This is a genomic window from Acinetobacter sp. ANC_7634, from assembly GCF_056779875.1.
Map to the genome: position 1 here is coordinate 30,967 of NZ_JBWYIT010000012.1, position 23,029 is coordinate 53,995.

Annotated in this window: 21 protein-coding genes; 12 read left to right on the forward strand and 9 right to left on the reverse strand. The window is 40.5% G+C overall.

Going from position 1 to position 23,029, the window contains the following annotated elements; translation table 11 throughout:
• The first annotated feature begins 107 nt into the window (after nucleotides 1-107).
• From AC1M9A_RS12100 to AC1M9A_RS12130, 7 genes are all read left to right on the forward strand, one after another.
• Entirely contained in the window at nucleotides 108-938 is an 831-nt protein-coding gene (locus AC1M9A_RS12100) for an inositol monophosphatase family protein (protein WP_035265030.1), read from the forward strand.
• A 408-nt stretch (nucleotides 939-1,346) separates the two neighbouring features.
• Nucleotides 1,347-3,161, forward strand: coding sequence for a DEAD/DEAH box helicase (locus AC1M9A_RS12105; protein WP_481592072.1), 1,815 nt, complete (start codon nucleotides 1,347-1,349; stop codon nucleotides 3,159-3,161).
• 422 nt (nucleotides 3,162-3,583) lie between these two features.
• A complete protein-coding gene (locus tag AC1M9A_RS12110) occupies nucleotides 3,584-4,402 on the forward strand; it encodes an ABC transporter ATP-binding protein (protein ID WP_035265033.1) in 819 nt (272 codons plus the stop codon).
• Nucleotides 4,399-5,178 carry a lipid asymmetry maintenance ABC transporter permease subunit MlaE gene (gene mlaE / locus AC1M9A_RS12115; protein WP_035265034.1) on the forward strand — a complete coding sequence of 260 codons (780 nt, stop codon included), beginning with the start codon at nucleotides 4,399-4,401 and terminating at the stop codon, nucleotides 5,176-5,178. The genes AC1M9A_RS12110 and mlaE overlap by 4 nt, the downstream gene beginning before the upstream one ends.
• Nucleotides 5,178-5,858, forward strand: a complete 681-nt coding sequence (mlaD, locus tag AC1M9A_RS12120) for an outer membrane lipid asymmetry maintenance protein MlaD (protein ID WP_180028249.1) — start codon at nucleotides 5,178-5,180, stop codon at nucleotides 5,856-5,858. The genes mlaE and mlaD overlap by 1 nt, the downstream gene beginning before the upstream one ends.
• A gap of 19 nt (nucleotides 5,859-5,877) precedes the next feature.
• Entirely contained in the window at nucleotides 5,878-6,510 is a 633-nt protein-coding gene (locus AC1M9A_RS12125) for an MlaC/ttg2D family ABC transporter substrate-binding protein (RefSeq protein WP_481610308.1), read from the forward strand.
• 39 nt (nucleotides 6,511-6,549) lie between these two features.
• Nucleotides 6,550-6,810 carry an STAS domain-containing protein gene (locus tag AC1M9A_RS12130; protein WP_218945337.1) on the forward strand — a complete coding sequence of 87 codons (261 nt, stop codon included), beginning with the start codon at nucleotides 6,550-6,552 and terminating at the stop codon, nucleotides 6,808-6,810.
• A 108-nt stretch (nucleotides 6,811-6,918) separates the two neighbouring features.
• Here the strand turns inward: AC1M9A_RS12130 and AC1M9A_RS12135 are convergent, their stop codons facing one another.
• Nucleotides 6,919-7,932, reverse strand: a complete 1,014-nt coding sequence (locus tag AC1M9A_RS12135) for a CorA family divalent cation transporter (RefSeq protein WP_035265042.1) — start codon at nucleotides 7,930-7,932, stop codon at nucleotides 6,919-6,921.
• Between the two features lie 155 nt (nucleotides 7,933-8,087).
• Between AC1M9A_RS12135 and AC1M9A_RS12140 the strand changes: the two genes are divergently transcribed.
• Both AC1M9A_RS12140 and AC1M9A_RS12145 read left to right on the forward strand, forming a co-directional pair.
• Nucleotides 8,088-8,687, forward strand: a complete 600-nt coding sequence (locus AC1M9A_RS12140) for an LOG family protein (RefSeq protein ID WP_481610309.1) — start codon at nucleotides 8,088-8,090, stop codon at nucleotides 8,685-8,687.
• Nucleotides 8,684-9,085: an NUDIX hydrolase gene (locus AC1M9A_RS12145; RefSeq protein ID WP_481610310.1), complete on the forward strand. Its 402-nt coding sequence runs from the start codon at nucleotides 8,684-8,686 to the stop codon at nucleotides 9,083-9,085. Before AC1M9A_RS12140 ends, AC1M9A_RS12145 begins: the two co-directional genes overlap by 4 nt.
• 17 nt (nucleotides 9,086-9,102) lie before the next feature.
• On the opposite strand, the gene AC1M9A_RS12150 is transcribed toward AC1M9A_RS12145, so the two are convergent.
• Together AC1M9A_RS12150 and recG are read right to left on the reverse strand one after the other, a co-directional pair.
• On the reverse strand, nucleotides 9,103-9,735 hold the full coding sequence (locus AC1M9A_RS12150) for a ComF family protein (RefSeq protein WP_481586779.1): 633 nt from the start codon (nucleotides 9,733-9,735) through the stop codon (nucleotides 9,103-9,105).
• A 67-nt stretch (nucleotides 9,736-9,802) separates the two neighbouring features.
• Nucleotides 9,803-11,848 (reverse strand): ATP-dependent DNA helicase RecG, encoded by a 2,046-nt coding sequence (gene recG, locus AC1M9A_RS12155; RefSeq protein ID WP_481610311.1) that lies wholly within the window; start codon nucleotides 11,846-11,848, stop codon nucleotides 9,803-9,805.
• A gap of 53 nt (nucleotides 11,849-11,901) precedes the next feature.
• Between recG and AC1M9A_RS12160 the strand changes: the two genes are divergently transcribed.
• Nucleotides 11,902-12,699, forward strand: coding sequence for an NAD-dependent epimerase/dehydratase family protein (locus AC1M9A_RS12160; protein ID WP_179999254.1), 798 nt, complete (start codon nucleotides 11,902-11,904; stop codon nucleotides 12,697-12,699).
• Between the two features lie 36 nt (nucleotides 12,700-12,735).
• Here the strand turns inward: AC1M9A_RS12160 and plsB are convergent, their stop codons facing one another.
• Nucleotides 12,736-15,309: a glycerol-3-phosphate 1-O-acyltransferase PlsB gene (gene plsB / locus AC1M9A_RS12165; RefSeq protein ID WP_481610312.1), complete on the reverse strand. Its 2,574-nt coding sequence runs from the start codon at nucleotides 15,307-15,309 to the stop codon at nucleotides 12,736-12,738.
• Nucleotides 15,310-15,610: 301 nt separating this feature from the next.
• Between plsB and AC1M9A_RS12170 the strand changes: the two genes are divergently transcribed.
• Both AC1M9A_RS12170 and AC1M9A_RS12175 read left to right on the forward strand, forming a co-directional pair.
• Nucleotides 15,611-16,483 (forward strand): acyl-CoA thioesterase, encoded by an 873-nt coding sequence (locus AC1M9A_RS12170; RefSeq protein WP_035265059.1) that lies wholly within the window; start codon nucleotides 15,611-15,613, stop codon nucleotides 16,481-16,483.
• A 168-nt stretch (nucleotides 16,484-16,651) separates the two neighbouring features.
• Nucleotides 16,652-17,905, forward strand: a complete 1,254-nt coding sequence (locus tag AC1M9A_RS12175; RefSeq protein WP_481610313.1) for a dicarboxylate/amino acid:cation symporter — start codon at nucleotides 16,652-16,654, stop codon at nucleotides 17,903-17,905.
• Nucleotides 17,906-17,961: 56 nt separating this feature from the next.
• Here AC1M9A_RS12175 and AC1M9A_RS12180 read toward each other — a convergent pair whose 3' ends face one another.
• The 5 genes from AC1M9A_RS12180 to AC1M9A_RS12200 form a co-directional block, all read right to left on the reverse strand.
• The gene (locus AC1M9A_RS12180; RefSeq protein WP_481610314.1) at nucleotides 17,962-18,906 is read right to left on the reverse strand and encodes a metal-dependent hydrolase; all 945 of its coding nucleotides are present in this window, start codon (nucleotides 18,904-18,906) and stop codon (nucleotides 17,962-17,964) included.
• 133 nt (nucleotides 18,907-19,039) lie between these two features.
• Nucleotides 19,040-19,894: a ribosome biogenesis GTP-binding protein YihA/YsxC gene (gene yihA, locus AC1M9A_RS12185; protein ID WP_180028257.1), complete on the reverse strand. Its 855-nt coding sequence runs from the start codon at nucleotides 19,892-19,894 to the stop codon at nucleotides 19,040-19,042.
• 86 nt (nucleotides 19,895-19,980) lie between these two features.
• Nucleotides 19,981-20,427: an RrF2 family transcriptional regulator gene (locus tag AC1M9A_RS12190; protein ID WP_035265081.1), complete on the reverse strand. Its 447-nt coding sequence runs from the start codon at nucleotides 20,425-20,427 to the stop codon at nucleotides 19,981-19,983.
• 106 nt (nucleotides 20,428-20,533) lie between these two features.
• Nucleotides 20,534-21,295, reverse strand: coding sequence for a globin domain-containing protein (locus tag AC1M9A_RS12195; RefSeq protein WP_481610315.1), 762 nt, complete (start codon nucleotides 21,293-21,295; stop codon nucleotides 20,534-20,536).
• 149 nt (nucleotides 21,296-21,444) lie between these two features.
• Entirely contained in the window at nucleotides 21,445-23,028 is a 1,584-nt protein-coding gene (locus tag AC1M9A_RS12200; protein ID WP_481610316.1) for a helicase HerA-like domain-containing protein, read from the reverse strand.
• Nucleotide 23,029 lies beyond the last annotated feature (1 nt).

Sequence of the window (23,029 nt, forward strand, 5' to 3'; positions counted from 1 at the left end):
AAAATTTTAGAAACATTTTTTACCTAAAAGCGCCGATATTTGATAAAATGTCGGCGCTTTTATGCATTATTCTTTATCAGTATCTTCAAATTTGTAGTGGGTGTTCAATGGAACCTATGGTGGTGATGGCTGCGCGTGCGGCTCAAACAGTTGGTCAAGAGCTTTTAAAAGCGCATCAGAATCGTCATAAACTTGATCTGCAAGTTGAAGAAAAAGGTATCGAAGGTCCTGTGACTCGCGTTGATCGCTATGTTGAAGAATTGACGATCGATATCTTGCGCAAAAGCTATAAAAATCACAGCTTCCTTGGTGAAGAGTTTGGTATGCAAGAAGGTAAAGGTCACGATGCTGATTGGTGTTGGGTGATCGATCCTTTAGATGGTACTTTAAACTTCATTAACGGTGTCCCACACTTCTGTATTTCTATTGCAGTTCAACACAAAGGCGTGACTCAACACGGTGTTGTGTATGACCCAATCAAAGATGAATTGTTCTCTGCGAGTCGCGGTCGCGGTGCAATGATGAACCAACGTCGTATTCGTGTGAATGTAAAAGATAGTTTAGATCGTACATTCTTGGCTGTTGGTCATGCATATCGTGCTAAACGCGATGGCGAAGTAGTTTCTTATGCAAAAAATCACTTCGATTCTTTGTTGGCAGTATCTGAGCAAGGTGCTCAATTCCGCCGTTTAGGTTCAGCAGCACTCGACTTAGCTTATGTTGCTGCTGGTCGTTACGATGGTTATTTCGAACTTGGTTTGAAACCATGGGATATTGCAGCGGGTGAACTAATTGTAAAAGAAGCTGGTGGTACAGTAGTTGATGCGCGCGGTGGTTCAAATTCAATGGAAAATGGTCAAGTCTTGGCTTGTTCTATGAAATTATTGAAACCATTGATGCAAGCAGTTGTCCCAGCTTGGGGTGCTGCTGCTAAATAAGCAGATCAAATTTATGAAAGCTCCCTAACTGGGAGCTTTTTTATGTCCAAAACATGATAAATCTGAATATTTGTACTTGAATGCACCAAAAAGCAATTAAACTTAATGACATTATAAAAAAATCTGTTATACTCCGCGCACGCACTAAATTTCGTTCATTACCTGAACATTTCTCTTCTATATTGTGTATGCGCGTCCGGTCCAAAGAGAGGACATTATTTCGCGCCCCACCCAATCGCTAAAAGCGATTCCTTCAGGTTCAGGCTGTAATCATGTGTGCGTTATACGCATCGTCGTTCTCGGATCGCCGCTGATTCTATATTTTCAGCGATTATTGCTGTACCGCTTTTTGCCGATGTCCATCAGACTTTATTTAATGGAGCACCCAATTTTCGGGTGAAAAACTCTATGAGCAAAACTTTTGCTGATTTTCCACTACACGAATCACTTCAACAAGCATTACAAGCATTAGGCTTTACATCGCCTACTCCTGTTCAGGAACAATCAATTCCTGCTGCTTTAGATGGTAAAGATCTTTTAGTATCAAGCCAAACAGGTTCTGGTAAAACTGCTGCATTCTTATTACCTACACTTCACGCTTTAGCGGGTAGTGAAGATACGTTGCTTTCTTTCAAAGAGCGTATGCGTGCTGTAACTGCACCTACAATTTTAGTACTTTGCCCTACACGTGAATTGGCTCAACAGGTGAGCCAAGATGCGATTGCATTTGTACGTCACATGAAAGGTGTTCGTATTGCTGCGATTATGGGTGGTATGCCTTTTGGTAAACAAATCCAACAATTAAAAGGTGCACAAGTTGTTGTGGCGACTCCAGGTCGTTTACTTGATCTAGTAAACCGTCGTCAAATCAAATTGGACAAAGTTAAATCATTAATCGTAGATGAAGCAGACCGTATGCTTGATCTTGGTTTCTCTGAAGATTTAGAGGCGATCAGTGATTTAGCGGGTAACCGTGATCAAACATTAATGTTCTCTGCGACGTTCGCACCACGTATTATTACGTTGGCAGAACGTATGATGAATGAGCCAGAACGTATTGCGATTGAAACTGGTCACACGACGAATACTGACATCACTCAGACTCTACATTGGACTGATGGTTTTGAGCACAAGAAAAAGCTTTTAACACATTGGTTAAATGAAGAAGATCTTGATCAAGCTGTTGTATTTGCTTCTACACAAGAAGATACAGATATGCTTGCAGAAGAACTGTCTGAAGCTGGTCTTTCAGTTGTAGCACTTCATGGTGCAATGCCACAGACTGTACGTAACCGTCGTTTGCGCAGCATCCGTGAAGGTCGCGCAAAAATTTTAGTTGCAACTGATGTTGCAGCACGTGGTCTAGATGTACCAACAATTTCACACGTGATTAACTTTGGTCTTCCAATGAAGAACGAAGATTATGTACACCGTATTGGTCGTACAGGTCGTGCAGGTCGTACTGGTAAAGCAATCACATTAGCGACTTACCGTGAACGTGGTAAAATTCGTGCTTTAGAAGACTACTTAGATGCACGTCTAGAAGTTTCTGAAATTGAAGGTCTTGAGCCATCTCCACCTCCAGCACGCGGTAGTCGTGATGGCGCTGGTCGCGGTCGTGGCCGTGGTGGTGAAGGCCGTGGCCGTGGTGGTTTCGGTGGTGGTCGTCGTTTTGAAGGTGAATCAAACTTCAAACGTCGCGAAGGTAACCGTGATGGCGAACGCCGTTCGTTTGGTGAAGATCGTCCACGTCGTGAATTCAATGGTGAGGATCGTCCACGTCGCGAGTTTAACAACGATCGTCCACGTCGTGAATTTAATGCCGAAGATCGTCCGCGTCGCGAGTTCAACAACGATCGTCCACGTCGTGAATTCAATGGTGAAGATCGTCCACGTCGCGAGTTTAACAATGACCGTCCACGTCGTGAGTTTAATGGCGAAGATCGTCCACGTCGCGATTTCGGTGACCGTCCGCAACGTTCATTTGATGATCGTCCAAAGCGTGATTTCGGTGATCGCCCTCGTTCTAACGATGACAATCGTGGTAACCGTGTAGATTATAAACCTCGTGAAAACAGTTTTGGTGACCGTCCAAAACGTGATTTCGGTGACCGTCCAGCACGTCGTGAAGGTGGTTTTGATCGTCCAAAACGTACATTTGGTGATGACCGCCCAAAGCGTGAATTCAATAGCGATCGCCCACGTCGTAAATTTAACGACTAATCGGTATAGCTAAATAAACCAGCCTTCGGGCTGGTTTTTTATTGCTCATATCAAAAAATCTGTTAGAATAAAAGTGAATAATTTCACATTATTTATGGTAAATGTAAAATATGAATAATAAGATTATAATGATTGAGACGAAGCAAATGAATGTTGGTGCAATCATGATGTACGTGTTCTTTTTATTGGTATTACTTAATCTTGCCTATTACTTTTTTAGTATCACATTATAAATTTATAAAAAATAATAATTTCAAATCATTGTTTCATAAATAAAACACATCTTTCTATAAGCAAAATTAATAAAAATGATCAATAATGCTACAATGTCCTCTTAACCTTGTATTTTATAAATAACATTTAAATTCAGTTATTTCAGAGTATAGTATGCAAGCTGAAAAATTGTAGGAACACGCTCAGCTATGAATAATCAAATACAAATCGATGAGCAAGCGTTGATCGAAGTAAAAAATTTAAGCTTTAATCGTGGTGATCGTGTTATTTACGACCAAGTCAATTTAAAGATTCGTAAGGGTCAAATTACTGCCATTATGGGGCCTTCAGGGACGGGGAAAACCACGCTTCTTAGACTCATTGGGGGGCAACTTGTACCTGATGCAGGCGAGGTCTTGTTGGATGGTAAAAATATTAGCCAAATGAGTCGTCAGGAATTGTTTAAAGCTCGTGCTCGTATGGGGATGCTCTTTCAGAGTGGTGCGCTTTTCACTGATATGACTGTCTATGAAAATGTAGCTTTCCCTATCCGCGCCCATACTCAATTGCCTGAACATTTGATTGCAGAACTGGTCGCTTTAAAACTCGAATCTGTGGGATTACGTGGCGCTGAGCAAATGATGCCTTCTGAGCTTTCAGGGGGGATGAATCGCCGTGTGGCGTTAGCTCGTGCAATTGCACTAGATCCAGATTTGATTATGTACGATGAACCATTTGCTGGTCAGGATCCCATCGTAATGGGGGTTTTAACCCGATTGATTCGTTCTTTACGAGAAGCGTTAGACCTAACGACCATTATCGTGTCTCACGATGTTGCTGAAACATTATCGATCGCAGATTACATTTATGTGGTTGCGGAAGGTAAAGTACAAGGCGAGGGGACACCTGATCAGCTAAAGAATCATAGTTCGCCTTTCGTTCGTCAATTCTTAACAGGTTCGGTCGAAGGTCCTGTGGATTATCAATTTAGTCATCAAGCATATTTAAGTGATGAGGTGCGTACATGAATGCGATAGCCTCACTAGGCAGACGCGTTATAGAACGTGTTCAAGGTATTGGCGTTGCAGCCATTATGCTAGTTCAAATTTTATTTTCGATGCCGACTTGGATTGGAGTCAAACTCTTTATCTATCAAATGTACCGTGTTGGCGTATTATCATTGCTTATCATTGTGGTGTCAGGGCTGTTTATAGGTGCAGTCTTGGGTTTACAGATGTATAGCATTTTGGTCACTTTCGGCAGTGAAGCGATGCTTGGTGCAGCAGTTTCGTTGACCTTGTTGCGTGAACTTGCGCCAGTGGTTGCTGCACTTCTTTTTGCGGGGCGTGCAGGATCTGCTTTAACCGCCGAAATTGGTTTGATGAAAGCGACTGAGCAATTGTCTAGTATGGAAATGATCGGTGTTGATCCACTTAAACGCATTATTTCACCACGTTTATGGGCGGGTATATTTAGTTTGCCTATGCTTGCCGTAATTTTTGCTGCTGTGGGGATCATGGGCGGAAAAATGGTCGGTGTGGATTTTTTAGGTGCTGATGAAGGTTCGTATTGGAGCGGTATGGAAAGTGCCGTTCAATTTTATAAAGATGTCTTTAATGGCACGATCATCAAAAGCTTTGTATTTGCTTTAATCTGTACGTGGATTGCCGTATATCAGGGGTATTCATGCGAGCCTACATCAGAAGGCATTGCGACAGCAACAACAAGAACGGTAGTGTATTCATCACTATGTGTTTTAGGATTTGATTTTGTTTTGACTGCGGTCATGTTTGGAGGTGTGTAATGAAATCACGTACGAGTGAGCTCGCAGTTGGAATATTCGTGATTCTATTTGGTTGTGCATTATTTTTCTTGGCAATGAAAGTAAGTGGCTTAGCTGGGACAAATTTAAAAGACAGTTATAGCATGACCGCAACTTTTGATAATGTGAATGGTATTAAACCACGTGCTAAAGTTGCACTGAGCGGTGTAAAAGTTGGTGAAGTTGAGTCAATCACATTAGATCCGTTAACACGTCTTGCAACAGTGAAAATTAATTTAGATGGTGAGCTGACATCTTTCAATGATGAACAACTTAAAACTGTGCAAGAAGGTGCTTTAGAAGAGTTGCGTTATAGCAGTGACTATGAAGCTGCGACGCCATCGCAACAAAAAGAAATGGAAAAGCAACTGATCGCTAACATGAACTCCATCACCAATATTGATGAAGATGCTTACATTATGGTAGCGACAAATGGCTTACTGGGCGAGAAGTATCTCAAAATTGTTCCAGGTGGTGGTTTAAATTATTTAAAACGTGGTGATCAAATTGGCAACACACAAAGCACAATGGAAATTGAAGACTTAGTGTCTAAATTTGTGACTGGTGGTGCTGGTGATTCAGCTGCGAAAAAAGATTCAAATGGTTCATCAGATGCAGAAACTGTAGAATTCACAGATGAAACTGCTTCTTTTGTTGAATGATTAAATAGAGGAAAAATAAATGAATACGTTCGTCAAGCAAACACTGACTGTTAGCGTTTTATCGACGATGATTGCGAGTACAGCATTTGCTGCACCTACGGAGACTCCTCCTGCATTTATCAAAAAAGTAGCTGATGGCTTAATTTCACGTTTAAAAGCAGACCAAGCTAATTTACAAAATAATCCTGCTGCGGTACGCGCAATTGTTCGTCAAAATTTAGATCCATATATTGATTCGCAATCATTTACTCGTATCGTGATGGGAACTTATGCGACGAATCAATATAGTAATGCTGCTCAACGCGCACAGTTTGAGAAGAACTTCCGTGAAACATTGATTGAAAACTATGGCAGTGCTTTCTCTAAGTTTTCTAATCAGACATATACAATTCGTCCGTATAAAGCATCTAACACTAAAAACCCTGTTGTAACGATTGATTTTATTAACAAGGGTGAGAAGATCCCTGTATCGTTCCAATTGGCTGATAAAGGTGATCAGTGGAAGATTCGCAATATCAACGTTTCTGGAATTGACTTAGGTTTGCAATTCCGTAATCAGTTTGCTGCTACTGTGAAGCGTAATGGTGGCGATATCAATAAAGCAATTGCAAACTTCAAGCCTGATGCTGAAGCTGCAGTTGAGAAAAAATAACAGAGAACAATTGTGATTTCACTCAAAGATCAAGAAATTATGGTTTCTGGAAAAATTAGTTTCGACAATGCTGAACAGTATTATCAACAAGGTTTAATGTTGATTCAGCAGGCAAAGCAGTTTCCACTTACTGTAAATTTATCAGGTCTTGAACATGGTAGTACTCTGGCGCTAGCTGTTTTAGTGCGTTTATTGCGTCAAGCACCTGGAACATCGAGTTTACAGTTTAAATCTGTGCCAGAAAAAATGATGAAAATCATTCAATCTTGCCATTTAGAAAATGATTTAAAATTGATTTGATTGAAAAATAAAAAAGCACCTTAGGGTGCTTTTTTATCGCTTTAAAATAGTAATTTACTCAACAGAAGGTACTTCATACGTTGTTTAAAAAACGCGACATCAAAGCGCTCAAATCCATTTTTTCCATCTAAAATAAATGAGTGGTCCAAATAGAAACACTAGGATAATCAGACTGACAACAACAAAGCTCGTCGTTCCTTGAGCAAAGGGCAGTACATCAGTATTCATACCATAAATACTGGCCACCAACATCGGGGGAGCAAGCATACTAGGTAAAATCGAGAATCGACGAATCGTATCATTCTGTTCAGTATTAATGAAACCCGAAGTGGTATCCAATAGGAATCGAACCTTTTGGAACAAGAATGCATCATGTTCTACTAATGAGCGAACATCCTCACTGAGTTCTCGAATATCAGCATCATAAATATGACTGCCTAAGGCACGAGGTCTGGCTAAGAAGGTCAGAACGCGGCGTAAGTCAATCAAACAGAGTTGTGCTTTACCCAACATATCTTCTTTTTGAGCAAGACGGGTAATCATATCATCGAGATCAAGAATTTGTTCACGGTGGCGAACATTCAATACTTCTGTAGAGTAGAGTTCTAAATCCTTGTGGATATCTTCTAAGATATCCGCAAGCTCATCGAGTTTAGCTTCGAGTAAACCCAAAAGTATCCAAGTCGGATCTTTATAGTCAATGTCGTAATCATTACGGCGAGCACGTGCTCGAAAGGCACGGAAAGCAACGAGCTTTTCACCACGTAAAGTAAATAGTCGATCTTTATGTAAAATAAATGCAACGGTTTGAACCGTTCCTAGCATATTGGATGACTCTTCAGGGTCACCATCGACTTGGTAGTTTTTATTTTTCGTTAAAAAATACGTACTGATATGTAAAATGCCATCATCATCACGGTAGAATCGTGCAGATGAAGAAATATCTTCTAATGATTTTAGTGTTGGAAGATTTTGTTTATAGGCATCTAAAACCCATTCTTGCTCATCTTGAGAGGGTGCAATTAAATCGATCCAAACCAATTCAGGGTGTAAATCAAACCCACCATTGATCGTTGCATCTTCTAGACTACCGCGCTCTGTGGCATAAAAGGCTTCAAGCATTTTATCTTTTCTCCCTTGCGCAGTTTGTGTGTGAACGATGGGTGTATTTTAGACAAGGATGCCATGAAAAAAAACCAATTCCATCATTAATTGGGTTAAAAAACACAGAACATATCATTTTAATTGTTGTTATAAAAACTTAAGGCTAATTTTAAATGAATTCTATTGCAATATTTTGTGGTTCAACATTAGGTTCCGATCCTGTTTATGCTGATGCAGCAAAGAAAACAGGGAAATATTTAGCGCAACAAGGCAAGACCTTGGTGTATGGTGGCGGTCGTTCAGGATTAATGGGTATTGTTGCGGATAGTGCATTAGAGGCTGGTGGAAAGGTCATTGGCGTGATTCCACAAGGATTGGTGGATCGTGAATTAGCACATCCAAATTTGACTGAACTTCACGTTGTTACCAGTATGCATGAGCGTAAAACGCTGATGGCAGATTTGTCGGATGGTTTTATTGCCTTACCGGGTGGTGCAGGAACAATTGAAGAAATTTTTGAACAATGGACATGGGCGCAACTCGGTATTCATCTTAAACCCTGCGCATTTTTAAACATCAACGGGTTTTATGATGGTTTATTACAATTCATTCAACATACGACAGATCAAGAGTTTACTCGAGCTCGCTTTACCAATGCATTAATCAATTCAACTTCAATCGAGGATATTGTGTCAAAATTCGAGTCTTATCAGGCACCACTACCGAAATGGGGTGTCCAAGATCGAGAAGATTTGGTGAAACTAGATACATGAGCAAAATCATTACTGTCGCAGCAGCGATTATTTCCAATGACGATCAGCAGTTGTTGTTGGTTCGAAAAAAGAATACCCAGTTTTTCATGCAAGTTGGTGGGAAGTTAGAGGAGAATGAGCCTTCTGAGGACACGATTCTGCGAGAAATTAAAGAAGAAATTGGCGCTGAGGCAGTAATAGATCAATATATAGGTCGTTTTGAAACCAAAGCTGCAAATGAAGCGGATCATCAGTTGATTAGTTATCTCTATCGAGTTCAGCTTAAACAAGAGCCTCATATTCATGCAGAAATTGCTGAAATGAAATGGATCGATTTAGATGATGATGCTACGCCTTTAGCACCGTTAACTCGAGAAATCGTGATTCCTTGGTGTAGGCAGCATTTTAATGCCAATTAAAACTTAAAGTGACTGTGTCAATATTCTGCGGCTGCAATGCATGCGATCTGAACGTTCTGACAGCCGAGCTTTTCTAGTGCATTGGCCAACGCATTGACTGAACTCCCTGTGGTCACGACATCGTCAATAATCAGGATATTTCTAAACTTTCCTTTTTCTGAACGTATTGGTTTGAATTGAGATTGAATATCCTCGATTCTTTCTACACGTGTTAAGCCTTTCTGTGAGTGTTGTGCTGAACGTTCAATTGGCTGCCAAATGGGTATTTGCAGTTTTTTGGAAAGAATTTTTCCGATGACCATCATTTGATTATAACCACGCTCTTTCAAGCGCTCGTTTGAAATAGGCATAGGTACAATCGCTTGAAAACGTTTCAGTTTAAGTTCTAGCAATGTGTGTGCTAGAAAAGTTTGATAATGAAGTTGTTGTTCATATTTGAATAAGTGAATAATGCGATCTATAGGAAAGCTATAGTCGAAACAAGCATAAATATTTCTTTCATGTCGATGAATGAGTGAAGGGCTTTTCCATGGAAGCATTGTCCAACAGTCATCACATAGTCTGTGGGTTTGAGTTGGAGAGAATCCGCATAATTGGCAAGCGCGTCGTGATAATAATGTGTGATAGAGGTTATGAATAGGGCTCAGCATCATGGCTCAAGTTATTTTTATTGTGAGTACCTATGATTATAACTGAGCTCGTTGATTAAGGAACATATTAAACATACGCATATCTAGGCGCTTCTGGTAACCATCGTTTAAGAAGAGCATCCGCTTGATGTGGGTACTCTTTTAAAATTTGAGTCGCGACATAGTGCGCTTGAGTTAACAGATGGTCATCCCGTTCCAATTTAGCCACGCGAAAGCCCATATCTCCAGTCTGTTTCGTTCCTAACAGTTCGCCTGGGCCGCGGATTTCCAAATCTTTTTCTGCTATTAAAAAGCCATCATTGGTTTCACGCATAATGCGTAAACGCTCTTGTCCATTCTGCGATAAAGGACTTTTATATAATAATGCGCAAAAACTTGCTTTAGCACCTCGACCCACACGCCCCCTTAATTGATGTAGTTGAGATAGACCCAGTCGCTCCGCATTTTCAATGACCATGATGGATGCATTTGGTACATCCACTCCAACTTCGATCACAGTTGTTGCGATCAGCAGTTGTAATTGATTGTCTTTGAACTGTTGCATGACAGCTTGTTTTTCATCAGCTTTCATTTTGCCATGAACCAAACCAATATTGAGGTGCGGAAAGCGTTCTTTAATCTCCTGATAATTCGCTTCAGCAGCTTGGGCATCTAACGTCTCTGATTGTTCCACTAATGTACAGACCCAATAAGCCTGCTTACCTTCAGCGCAGTTTGTCGCAATACGCTGCAGGACCTCTTCACGACGATCGAGTGGAATAGTGACTGTTTGGATTGGGGTACGCCCTGGGGGTAACTCATCAATCACAGAAGTATCTAAATCTCCGTACGCTGACATTGCTAACGTACGTGGGATAGGGGTGGCGGTCATTACTAACTGATGTGGTGTCGTATCCTGTGCCCCTTTATTTCGTAATGCTAGACGCTGGTCAACTCCAAACCGATGCTGTTCATCAATGATGACAAGACCCAATTTATGAAACTGGACGTTATCCTGAAATAGTGCATGAGTGCCGACGACCAATTGGGCAGAGCCTTCTCTAATCTGCTGTTCTGCAGCAGCACGTGCTTTCCCTTTTTGTTTGCCTGATAACCAAGAAACTTGGATGCTGAGTGGTTCGAACCATTTTTTAAAATTTAAATAATGTTGTTCTGCGAGGATTTCAGTCGGTGCCATAAGAGCAACTTGCCATCCCTCTTCGAGTGGATGACATGCCGCAATGCCTGCTACTAGGGTTTTGCCTGCGCCTACATCACCTTGCACCAGTCTGAGCATCGGTTTGTTTTGTTTAAGATCTTTCACAATTTCATTTGAAACACGTTTTTGAGCATTCGTCATTTCAAAGGGAAGTGTGGAGAGAAGTTGTTTGGCAAATGTTCGACTGGCTGAAAATGCAGGTGCGGAGATCTGTTGAATGTATGCACGACGAGTCAACAAACTAATTTGATGACTGACTAATTCTTCAAAGATGAGACGTTGCTGCGCAGGATGCTGTCCTTCAGCCAGTTGCAACATATTGGCATCGGTGGGAGGGTGATGAATATATTCTAGTGCTTCTTTTAAAGCATACCCATTGGTAAATTTTGCAGGAATCAGTTCTGGTAAATCATGGGCATGTTGTGCTAAAGCTTGTTTAATATATTCACGCAGTTTAGGTTGAGTGAGTCCTTCCGTTGATGGGTAAATTGCTGTTAGCTGCGTTTTTGGAAGTGGTGTATGATCCGTAATCAATTGAATTTCTGGGTGATACATTTCTAGGCCACGAGCGCCTACTCGGACTTCACCAAACACTCTTAAGCGATTTCCAGGCTTTGCGCGATCCATCAATGCTTTATAAATATGATAAAAACGTAAAGTGACTTTTCCAAAATCATCTTGTAATAATATTGCCATGGATTTGCGTTTACCAGGCGGCATATCCATTGATGCGACAGTGCCTTCAAGTAAATAGCTTCGACCTACTTGAAGTTGATTCATGGGCACAATAGTACTGCGATCTTCATAATCTCGAGGCAGATGAAACAAAAGATCATCCGTATTCCAGATATTTAATTTTTCGAGTAAAGCGGCAGCGGCGTTTCCTACACCTTGCAACTGATGGACTGCAGTCATGTCCCCTCAACTTTGCTTAAATTAAATTTATAACACTAGAGAATAGGTCTTACATGCATATTCTATTTATCGGTTATGGTAAAACATCGCAACATGTTGCTAAACAATTATTTCAACAAGGACATCAAATTACCACAGTCAGTTTAAGCAGGAAAGATCAAGCAGGTGCTATGCATCTTCAACAAGATATACACCAACTTGATTTATCGACATTGTCGCCTATTGATGCAGTATACGTGTTGATTGCACCCAAAGATCCATCACTAAACGGGTATAAAGCAGCTTTCATAGATGCGATTCCACATATGAGAAATCAGCTGGCACTGCATCCTATCCAAAAGATTATTGTTGTCTCATCAACACGCGTTTACGGACAAGATCAAGGGGAGGAGATTGATGACCAAACAGAGATCAATCCGAAAGATGAGAAAGCATTAGTGTTAGCCACAATGGAGAAACTTTGGCAAGAAGCCTTCCCACAGCAATGTATTATTGTGAGACCCACTGGTATTTATGGCGTATCCGTGAAGAGAATGATGCAGCTTGCTCAAAATACAATGACCTATCCCAATGTGCATTGGTCGAATCGAATTCATATCGAAGATTTAGCGGGTTTTCTTGTCCATTTACTTCACGTGGAACATCCAGAAAAAACTTATATTTGTAGTAATAATCAACCCATTCCATTACATGAAATTATTCTGTGGTTCCAAAAGCAGTTAAACATCCCTCCATTAAAATTATTGAGTGAGGCACAGCATGGAAAGAAAATTTATGCCTCTCGAATGTTAAGCACTGGTTTTAAATTGAAACATAATCAATTTTTTAAGGATTATCGAGAATTCATTTAGGCATAAAAAAACCCTCGCTGGGGAGGGTTTTAGATACTATTTTTTCTTGCGTTTTAAGCGTTTTTTGGCTTGTTGATCAGCAACTGCATCCAAAGCTTCTTTGAGCTCTTCATCGTTAAATGAAGTGATATGTTGCAACATTTGTAAGGTTACATCATCTAGTACCAAGTTGGCATATTGAGCAACCTCTTTGAATTGTGCATCAAAGACTATTGCGCCTTCTTCGTTATTACTGATATAGCCTTGTTGAGTCAGAACTTTGATAAAACTTTGGAAGAGCGCTTTATCAAAGAATTCAGGTGAGTTGAACTCATAAAGTACAGATAAACGCTGACCTAATAGATGGCTTAAATCTTCGACCTGCTTGGTCGTAATATTTCCAGAGCCACGTTGAGTAATTAGGGCAAGTGTCATGTAGTAGCGTTCAATACTTTGCTTCACTGGAGCAGCAAGCACGACTAACTGATTGTGTTGTTCAGAGTTAGGTGCAGGGCTACATAAATTTCCATGTTCATCAATCGTAATCAACTGTGCTTCTACCAGACCTTGAACATAGTTACAGATCTGTTCTTTAAGCTCATCCGTATTCCACTTAAGGAAAAGTTCAGCTTTCAAGAATGGATAAAGTGTACGAATGACATTAATCAAATCGCCCTGTGAAATTTTACCATTGTGCTCGACCATCGCAGCAATCAGTGATGGCAAGACATAAGCATGCAAAATATTATTGCGGAAATATGTCAGTAATACTGCTTGACCATCTTCAATCGCAATGATGTCGCCAAGGACATGTTTTACACGCTTAATCAACTTGAGTTTTAAACCATAAGCAATGATTTCTTTACCAGACAGTGGTGTGATTTGAACTCGATGATCATAAGGTAAAGCTGTTAGAAGATTTCGATAGGTATCTAACTGTTTAATGCAAATCTCTTCATCAAGCGTGTGCTTGGAAGTCGATAAAAGAATAAGTGACAATAACGAAACTGGGTTGATAACAGCAGCACGGTTAATATTTTCAAGAATTGCATTTGCTGAGGTGTTGACTGCATCAGAAACTTCTTGAGGAATCGGGTCATCATTCTTCTCAATTTTGATATTTTCAGCACCATGCTGTTTCAAAATCTCATCAAGGAAGACGGGTTCACCAAAGTTTACGTGTACTTTACCGAAGATGCGTTCAATCTTTCTTAAGGTTTGTAAAATACCAAAGATAGATTCGGCCTCTTTAGGCTTACCATTCATTTCACCGACGTAAGTTGCACCTTCCATCAGGCGTTCATAACCAAAATAGGTCGGGACAAATACAATAGGTTTAGCACGACCACGCAAATGACTATGCACAGTCATTGCCAACATACCTGTTTTCGGCGGTAATAAACGTCCAGTACGTGAACGTCCACCTTCAATAAAGTATTCTAATGGCGTGTTGCGCGATAGGATACTGTATAGATATTCTTTGAATACAGTGGTGTATAACGCATTTCCACGGAAGGTTCGACGTATAAAAAATGCACCGCCACCACGTAAAAGCTGACCAACGAATGGCATATTCAGGTTATCACCTGCAGCAATGTACGGTACCATCATCCCACGCTTATAAATCACATAAGAGAGTAATAGGTAGTCAATATGGCTACGATGACAAGGTGTATAAATAATTTCGTAGTCTTTCGCTAATTCACGAACTGTATTGAAATTATGTACTTCTACGCCGTCATAGAGTTGAGTCCAAAGACGCGTCAGGGCTTGTTCTGCAAAACGTACGGTTGCATGAGAATAGTCTGATGCAATTTCATTCACGTAGCCGATCGCACGGCGCTCAGCTTCAATCAAACTGATTTTAGAGCGAATACTTTCTTTGCGAATTCCGTCCTGAACATCTTGAGATTTAATCAATGATTGCATCACGTTTCGACGATCTGACAAATCTGGACCTAATACAACTTCACGCTGACGATCTAGATAATCATTGAGTTGATTGACGATATATGTTGCAGGAGACAAGTTTGGATGTGTTACACGTGCGTAATCTACCAATTCGCGCAGTGATTTTGGTTCATGGAATTCAAGAAAAGATTGGCGACCATGTAAACCAATATTCATCAGTTGTTTAACAGTACTTGGTGTTGCCCAAGTGTCCGTAAATAGCAATTTAAATAATGAATCTTCTTTGTCCGGTGAGCGGCCCCACAATACAGTCACTGGTACAAGTTCAATGTCAGTATCTGGGTGCTTATCCAATATCTCGATCAATCTGAGGAGACGAGGTGGAAATGCATGGGGTGGCGGATTAAGTAAGTTTGTTTCATCTTGATGTTGTAAAAATAATACAGCAGCTTTCTCTTTATGGTCCCCGATCATGAGTGGGTCAAGTGCTGGCGCGAGATTTAATCGACGAGTTTCGCCGTCAACCACTAACGCATTACTACGCGAGTAATTTTGTAATACATAGCACACCACTTTTTTGTGAGTCGTGTTATTTTCAGTGGGTGGTGTTGAAGGTTGGGTTTCAGTAGGAACCTCTCCAAGAACATGCGGTGTTACTACGAGGTCAAGCAACTTACTGGAAAGTCGACGATACATTTGACCAAAGCCATTCTTGGACATACATACTCCTAGCCAAAGACGAATTTCGCATGACGCGAATGAAGGCAATTATTTTCTTAAATCTGTGATCAAAACAATATGTCATTTTCTAACAAAATGCACAGAATTTGGATGAATTTTCGTTAATAATCGTATTTTTAGCCAAAATATCAAATTTGTTTTATGACAATATAGTCAAGCAAAGTTTAGTTGTTTACTCGGAAATTATGGCAAGATAGAGATTGAGTCATTAAATTGGAAAATCTGTTTAAATTCAACAGGACCAATTTAATGTCGTAGCAATGAAATATATAGGTCCGATATGAATCAGCTCACGCAAGAACTCGTAGATTTACTCACGCTAGAACGACTTGAAGAAAACATTTTTAGAGGCAAAAGCCAAAATTTGGTTGGCAAACGCGTCTTTGGTGGACAAGTTCTAGGTCAAGCTTTACGTGCTGCTTCATATACAACTGATCGCCCTGCACATTCATTGCATGCATATTTCTTATTTGGTGGAGATGTTAATGCACCCATTATTTATGAAGTAGATCGAATCCGAGATGGGCGTAGTTTCGTGAGTCGCCAAGTTCGTGCGATTCAACATGGCAAGACGATATTCATGTGTATGGTATCTTTTGCAGACCAAGAAGAGGGTCTCAATTATCAAGTTGCTGAACCAGAATACCCGCCAGTAGATGGGCTAAAATCTGAAGCTGAACTCAAGAAAATGATTGTCGATTTCGTACCAGAGAATGTGCGTGCCAGCTTTATGCGTGATCGTCATGTTGAAATTAAGCCTGTAATGCCAGTCAATCCATTCCAACCACAACCTGAAGCGCCGTCTTACGCGCACTATATTCGTACACACGATCGTTTGGCTGATGATGTAGATGAAAATGCATTACATCAGGCGATCGCTGCTTTTTATTCAGACTTTACTTTGATGACAACTGCACTACGACCACACGGACTCAGTTATATTTCACCGAGTTTACAATGTGCCAGCATTGATCATACCATGTACTTTCATAAACCATTTCGTGTAGATGATTGGATGCTCTATGACATGGAGGCAACGATTAGTGCAAGTTCTAGAGGATTGAACTTTGGACGAATGTGGCAAAATGGACAATTGGTCTGTAGTACAGTGCAAGAAGGTCTAATTCGAATTCGTGAAATTGAAACGCAATAAGATAATTGATCCATGCTTCAAGCCAAATCTTCAGATTTGGCTTTTTACTTCATATTTGTATTTATAAATTATTCGTTTCGGTTGCAAAGCTAACAAGAAAAAATGATCGATTCTTGAGGGCGCTCATGGCATAGTGCGACTAATAAATCAAAATGAAAAGCACATGACATGAGTCTAAATACGCAAATTTTAATTGCTGCAATTTTAGGTGTGGCTTTTGGCTTCTTGTTAAATGTATTCCCTGATACAGCATTTTTTAACGGAAGTTTATATGCCTTAGGGATTGCCAGTAGTATCTTTATCGGCCTACTGAAACTATTACTGATTCCTCTCATTTTTAGTTCTATTGTTGTCGGAGTTTCCAATCTACAGACTGGTGGCCAACTTGGTAGAACTTGGAAAATTACCCTCGCTTGTTGTGTCACAACCACAACTTTGGCACTGATTTTGGGGCTTGCGTGTGCGCATCTTTTCGAGGTCGGGAAGGGTGTAGACATCACCATTTTTCAAGAGACCATGAATCAGCATCAGACGCCTGATACTTTGACGCCCTCGAGTTTTTTTACCAACTTTATCCAAAATACACTAATAAACCCGTTTAAAGCATTTGCTGAAGGTAATGTGTTAGCCGTTGTCGTTTTTGCACTTTTAATTGGGGTGGCTCTCGTTAAAGGTGGTGAAAAATTTAAAACAGTGAAAGCGTTGAGTCAGCAATTTTTTGAAATCATGATGTTGATGATTGGTTGGGTGATGAAGCTCGCACCAATAGGGATTTTTGCGTTACTGGCAAAGTTAATCGCGACGGAGGACCTATCCGTTCTGAGTCGATTAGCAGAATTCGCAGCAGTAGTCACGGGAACGACCATCTTTCATGGTCTTGTTGTTTTGCCTTTGTTGCTCTGGATTTTCGGGAGAATGAATCCAATTACATTTTTTAAGGGAACACGAGCAGCCTTGATTACGGCGTTTGCTACCAGCTCAAGTTCCGCAACCATGCCGCTATCAATGAAGTGTGCTCAGGAAAATTTAGGAGTAAGACCCCAGACTGCAGGATTTGTGATCCCTCTCGGGACACAGTTGAATATGGATGGGACGGCATTATATGAGGCTGCGGCGGCGCTGTTTATTGCGAATTTAATGGGGCTTGACTTAACGTTAGGACAACAATTGATTGTGTGTGCGACAGCAATGATTGCATCTTTAGGGGCACCAGGTATACCTAGCGCAGGTATGGTTACCATGATTATGGTTTTACAATCAGTTGGACTCCCGGCAGAAGCAATCGCGATATTATTGCCGATTGACCGTTTGTTAGATACCGTTAGAACAGTGGTGAATGTGCAGGGGGATATGATGATTAGTGTTGTTGTAGATCGTTACACGAATCCTGATCATGAACCTATTGAAAAAAATACAGCTTAAAAGATTAGATCAGATATAAAAAAAGCAGGGATCACCCTGCTTTTTTATTGAATACATTATGCAACTTTCAGTGCTGCACGTTCCGCTGCTGGTGAATGATTTAGATAGTTGATCGCATCTTCAGTTTTTGCTTCATGAACAGGGTCATACCAAGGCATTAAATAGCCGAGTTGTTGAGAAACAAGCCAGAATGGGTGAGGAAGTAAACCATTGTCTTTTTGGGCAATTCGTGCCCATTCACGCCAAATCCAAGGTTTGTAAACAGCTGGTTTAATTGATTTAAAGCGAGGGTCTTGACCCATAATATGAGCAGCACCATCAACCCATAAACCTAATACAGCAGCAATCACAACTACACTTTGATAATAGCGAGAAATATAACCACCGCCAAGATGACGATATAAGTCAAATGCAACGGTACGGTGTTCAATTTCCTCAGCACCATGCCATTTTACGAGATCGAGCATATTGGCATCAGCACCCAATTCTCCCCATTTTTTGTTGTACAAGGCATATTTGCCGAGGACACAAGTCATATGTTCAACAGTAGCAATAATACCTAATCTAAATAAATCCCACTGATGATCTAAGGCTTTTGGGACGTTTAGACCTAAAGGTTTATCCGCTAAAAGTTTTCCAAAAAGAAAGTCCATGATATCGAGGTTACGTTGAATATCGATATGACGTGCGCTGAGATATTCTTTATTTGCTGAATTATGTGCTTGAGCGTGCATCGCTTCTTGGCGAATAAAAGCTTTCACATCTTCTGCAAGTTTTTCATCAGTAATTTTGGGTAATACTTTGTTGTACAGACGACAAAACCAAAATTCGCCTGCTGGTAAGATATTGTTAATTTCATTGATAAAATAACTAACGAAAGGCTGATTTGGAACCCAATCTACTGGTGTATCCGCCCACTCAAATTTAACTTTACGAGGTTTGATGTGATACTCAATAGAAGATCCAATCTTACTATTTCTTAATCGAGACAATAATTTCATCACACTTTCCTGAATTTTTGTTGTGATTATCATTTTTCAGTATAAAAAAATGCCCTCAAATAACCTTAGCATTTGAGGACATTGATGTATCAATTAGTGAATGTAATGATTTAACCATTCAGTAGGGTAGATACTATTCGGCTTTGTTGGATTCTAGTTCGGTTGTTTCGCTTGGTGATTCATCATCTTGTTGAATATCATGATCAAAATCTTCATCGATGTCTGATTCACTTACTTCAGGAATTGCACTTAGATCAAATCCGTTAGGTTGTTCAAGCGTAAAATTTAAACGACCAGCAATAACGCTTGCGAGTTCTTCAAGACCTTGCTTATTGAGGGATGAGAACAATTGGATAGAGAAGTTAAGCTTCATTTTCTTTAATTGAGCTTTGACTTCTTGCAATGCTTTGGAAGCTGGACCACGATTTAACTTATCTGATTTTGTTAATAAAACATGGACAAATAATTTACGTGAATAAGCCCATTCTAACATCATGACATCGAAATGTTGTAAAGGGTGTCGTATGTCCATTAACAATACAAGCCCTTGTAAACTTTCACGATGAATGAGGTAGTTTTCAAGCTCTTTTTGCCAAACGATTTTCATGCTTTCAGGTACAGCAGCATAGCCATATCCAGGAAGGTCAACTAATCTTTGTTCGGCATTGCCCATGCTAAAAAAGTTAATCATTTGTGTGCGACCAGGTTTTTTAGACGCACGTGCAAGTTGTTTTTGATTGGTTAATGCATTAATCGCACTCGATTTACCAGCATTCGAACGACCTGCAAAAGCAATCTCATAACCTGTGTCATCGACACATAAATTCAGTTTTGGTGCACTCATTAAGAATTCGGCTTTGCGCAACCAGTTGAGCGCTTGAACCGAATATTCAGTAATCGCTGGATCGGCTTTTTTCTCATAGCTGATCTTTTGCTTTGGGGCATTTGACGCCTTACTGTTTTTCGACTTTCCTCTGCTGTGATGCATAGCTCAACTTCAATAACTCAATTTACAATCAGCTATTATAAAGGAAGTCGCGCATGCAAGCGAATACTCAATCGAATTGAGTCAATCTATGGTGTAACTTGAATGAAAGGAATGGGTGAATCTGAATTGAATTTTATACCTGAGGTGGGTATAACATCCTTCAGTTTAAATTGATCTAAATGCTGATAAAACTGTTGGACTGCATGATCTAAAATGCCTTTCAAGCCACAGTCACTTCTTAATACGCATGGCGGGTTATGACACTCTACAATTTGCTGATCGCCTTGAAGTGTTCTCACTAAAGTCCCTAATGAGATATTCAGAGTTTGAGGGGCTAGACGTATACCGCCACCTTTGCCTCGACTGGTCATTAGCCAATTTTGTTTTGCCATAAAGTGAACGATTTTCATGGCATGGTTTTCTGAGACCTGCAATTGGTTTGCCAGTTCTGCAATGGTATAAGGCAAGTCGCGAGGTTGTGCGACATACATCAATATACGCAGCGCATAGTCGGTAAATTTATTCAGTTGCATAGATCATCATAAAAGATAGCTTATTTCCATCTTAACATTGAAAGCCCTGTGAACGGAGCTTTCAATGATCTCTTAAAATCTTATTTCGGTTAAAGATTTAGATGAATTAATTTTTTAGTGGTGCAGATACCTCAACCACATCACCTACTTGATAGTGGTTTAATAAGATATTTGCCACAGAATATTCAGTTGCTTTATCTACTGCTTTTACTGTGATTTGATACTGGTCAGCTTGTGCAGCATCAAAGCTAAATTGTTGTGGTTGGCGCATCTCTTGCCCCGGTACTTGGACTCGCACCGAAATATATTCACCTGCTTCAGCCGTCGCAATGGTGTGACCGTCTTTGGCAGCTAAACTGAAGGTTTTGGTGTTAGCTTCAGCTTCAATCGCTGTAATTTTAAATTCACGCCAGCCAGCCCAACCGCCATTTTGTGCAGTCAAAGCTTCATATTTTGATTTTTCAACACCAATTAAAATGTCTGCCAATTGCATATACGCGGCTTTCCAAGCAGCAATCAGATCAGAGTCCATTGGCACATCTAATACTTCGCTGATTGAATGCAGAAGGTTTTCACCCACAATCGAGTATTGATCCGCTTGAATGTCTAAACTTACGTGTTTAGTGGTAATTCGCTCAATCGCTTTTGCCAAAACTGTAGGATTTTCAATATTTTCAGCATATGCCAAAACAGCAGCAGCTAAAGCACGTGGCTGACGACCAGTACTTTGATGATCCATGTTAAATGTATTTTTTAACTCGGGGTTGTTGTTCAGCATGCGATTATAGAAATAGGTCGTAAGGGCAACACCATTCTCACGCAGAACGGGAACAGTCGCTTTTACAAGTTCAATATGTTGTGGCGTCATGAGCTTCAACTTTGGCTTTATTAAAAGATATATTTAAAATACATCTTTTAGGGTCGAGCTGCAATATGACTTGCATAGAAAACCTTAAAATAATTATGGGATATTAAAATATCCCATAATGAAGTTAAAAATGATGAGTAAAGGGAGGGCTATTTTTTTCCAAATAATGAGCCCAGTAGACCGCGTACGATTTTTTGCCCAGTACTTCCGCCGAGGCTTCGTGCAGCACTTTTAGCAAACGTACCGACAATATCTTGGGTGAGTTTTTCGCGTTGTTTGGCTGCACGTTCTGCTTCTTTTAGTTGTTCACGGGCAAGGCGTTCTTGTTCTTTGGCTTGCTGTTTTGCGAAAGCTTCTTGCTCTTTAGCAATTTGCTTCGCGTAGGCCTCTTGTTCCTTAGCTTGTTGTTTTGCTAACGCTTCTTGTTCGGCTTGTTGTTGACGCTGAACGACTTTGTTTTGCAGTATTTCAAAAGCACTTTCTCGATCAAGTACTTGCTCATAAACACCTGCAACCACACTGTTTGTCATGAGCGTCTTGCGCTCTTCAAGCGTGATAGGTGTGAAAGATGAATATGGGGGCATGACCCAGCCGCGTTCAACCATTTGTGGCGTGCCTTTCTCATCTAGACAGCTAATTAGCGCTTCACCAACTGCCAACTCCGTAATGGCATCCTGTACTTTGAATGCAGGATTGGGTCTAAAAGTATCAGCTGCAGTTTTTACTGCTTTTTGATCTTTTGGTGTGAAGGCACGAAGTGCATGTTGAACACGGTTGCCCAGTTGTCCTAAAACACTTTCAGGTAAATCGAGCGGATTTTGGGTTACAAAATAAATACCTACTCCCTTAGAGCGGATTAAGCGTACCACTTGTTCGATCTTTTCTTGCAAAGCAGGGCTGGCATTGTCAAACAGTAAATGAGCTTCATCGAAGAAAAATACCAATTTCGGTTTATCCATATCACCGACTTCAGGTAATTGTTCAAACAGTTCGGAAAGCATCCACAGTAAGAAAGTCGCATAAAGCTTTGGTGTGTTCATTAATTTGTCGGCAGCGAGCAAATTAATATTGCCGTGTCCTTGTGCATCGGTTTGGATAAAATCCATGAGGTCTAATGCAGGCTCACCAAAAAATTGATCACCGCCTTGATCGGCCAGTGCTAGCAAATTACGTTGGATTGCACCCAAGCTGGCAGGAGAAAGATTGCCGTATTCTGCTTTAAAGTCAGCTGCATGCTCAGTCACATAAGTGATCATCGCCTTGAGGTCTTTAAAGTCGATCAGTAATAAACCTTGATCATCCGCGATGCGGAAAATCGCAGAAAGCACACCTTCTTGGGTGTCATTCAAATTCAGCATTCGGGCTAAAAGCAATGGACCAATTTCTGATACTGTAGTCCGAATCGGATGACCTTGTTCGCCAAATAAATCCCAAAAAACCACAGGTGATGCGCTAAATGGGATTGATTCAATATTGAGGCTCTTGATGCGTTCATCAAATTTTGAATTATTTTCACCTGCTTTGGCAAGGCTAGAGACATCACCTTTTGCATCGGCTAAAAATACCGGCACACCAATACGAGAAAAGCTCTCTGCCAAGACCTTTAAAGTGACTGTTTTGCCTGTTCCTGTTGCGCCGGCAATCAAGCCATGTCGGTTTGCCAGTTGCGAATGTAAAACAATCTCTTGGGATGTATCTGAGGTTTTTTTTGCGATGACAATTGGTGTGCCCATA

Coding starts and splice junctions, on each gene's coding strand:
- AC1M9A_RS12145 (WP_481610310.1), top strand. CDS start 8,684: ATGAGCAAAATCATTACTGTCGCAGCAGCGATTATTTCCAATGACGAT.
- AC1M9A_RS12170 (WP_035265059.1), top strand. CDS start 15,611: ATGAATCAGCTCACGCAAGAACTCGTAGATTTACTCACGCTAGAACGA.
- AC1M9A_RS12100 (WP_035265030.1), top strand. CDS start 108: ATGGAACCTATGGTGGTGATGGCTGCGCGTGCGGCTCAAACAGTTGGT.
- AC1M9A_RS12135 (WP_035265042.1), bottom strand. CDS start 7,932: ATGCTTGAAGCCTTTTATGCCACAGAGCGCGGTAGTCTAGAAGATGCA.
- AC1M9A_RS12130 (WP_218945337.1), top strand. CDS start 6,550: ATGGTTTCTGGAAAAATTAGTTTCGACAATGCTGAACAGTATTATCAA.
- AC1M9A_RS12105 (WP_481592072.1), top strand. CDS start 1,347: ATGAGCAAAACTTTTGCTGATTTTCCACTACACGAATCACTTCAACAA.
- AC1M9A_RS12175 (WP_481610313.1), top strand. CDS start 16,652: ATGAGTCTAAATACGCAAATTTTAATTGCTGCAATTTTAGGTGTGGCT.
- mlaE (WP_035265034.1), top strand. CDS start 4,399: ATGAATGCGATAGCCTCACTAGGCAGACGCGTTATAGAACGTGTTCAA.
- AC1M9A_RS12140 (WP_481610309.1), top strand. CDS start 8,088: ATGAATTCTATTGCAATATTTTGTGGTTCAACATTAGGTTCCGATCCT.
- AC1M9A_RS12200 (WP_481610316.1), bottom strand. CDS start 23,028: ATGGGCACACCAATTGTCATCGCAAAAAAAACCTCAGATACATCCCAA.
- AC1M9A_RS12150 (WP_481586779.1), bottom strand. CDS start 9,735: ATGCTGAGCCCTATTCATAACCTCTATCACACATTATTATCACGACGC.
- AC1M9A_RS12160 (WP_179999254.1), top strand. CDS start 11,902: ATGCATATTCTATTTATCGGTTATGGTAAAACATCGCAACATGTTGCT.
- plsB (WP_481610312.1), bottom strand. CDS start 15,309: ATGTCCAAGAATGGCTTTGGTCAAATGTATCGTCGACTTTCCAGTAAG.
- AC1M9A_RS12190 (WP_035265081.1), bottom strand. CDS start 20,427: ATGCAACTGAATAAATTTACCGACTATGCGCTGCGTATATTGATGTAT.
- AC1M9A_RS12125 (WP_481610308.1), top strand. CDS start 5,878: ATGAATACGTTCGTCAAGCAAACACTGACTGTTAGCGTTTTATCGACG.
- AC1M9A_RS12110 (WP_035265033.1), top strand. CDS start 3,584: ATGAATAATCAAATACAAATCGATGAGCAAGCGTTGATCGAAGTAAAA.
- recG (WP_481610311.1), bottom strand. CDS start 11,848: ATGACTGCAGTCCATCAGTTGCAAGGTGTAGGAAACGCCGCTGCCGCT.
- AC1M9A_RS12195 (WP_481610315.1), bottom strand. CDS start 21,295: ATGACGCCACAACATATTGAACTTGTAAAAGCGACTGTTCCCGTTCTG.
- mlaD (WP_180028249.1), top strand. CDS start 5,178: ATGAAATCACGTACGAGTGAGCTCGCAGTTGGAATATTCGTGATTCTA.
- AC1M9A_RS12180 (WP_481610314.1), bottom strand. CDS start 18,906: ATGAAATTATTGTCTCGATTAAGAAATAGTAAGATTGGATCTTCTATT.
- yihA (WP_180028257.1), bottom strand. CDS start 19,894: ATGCATCACAGCAGAGGAAAGTCGAAAAACAGTAAGGCGTCAAATGCC.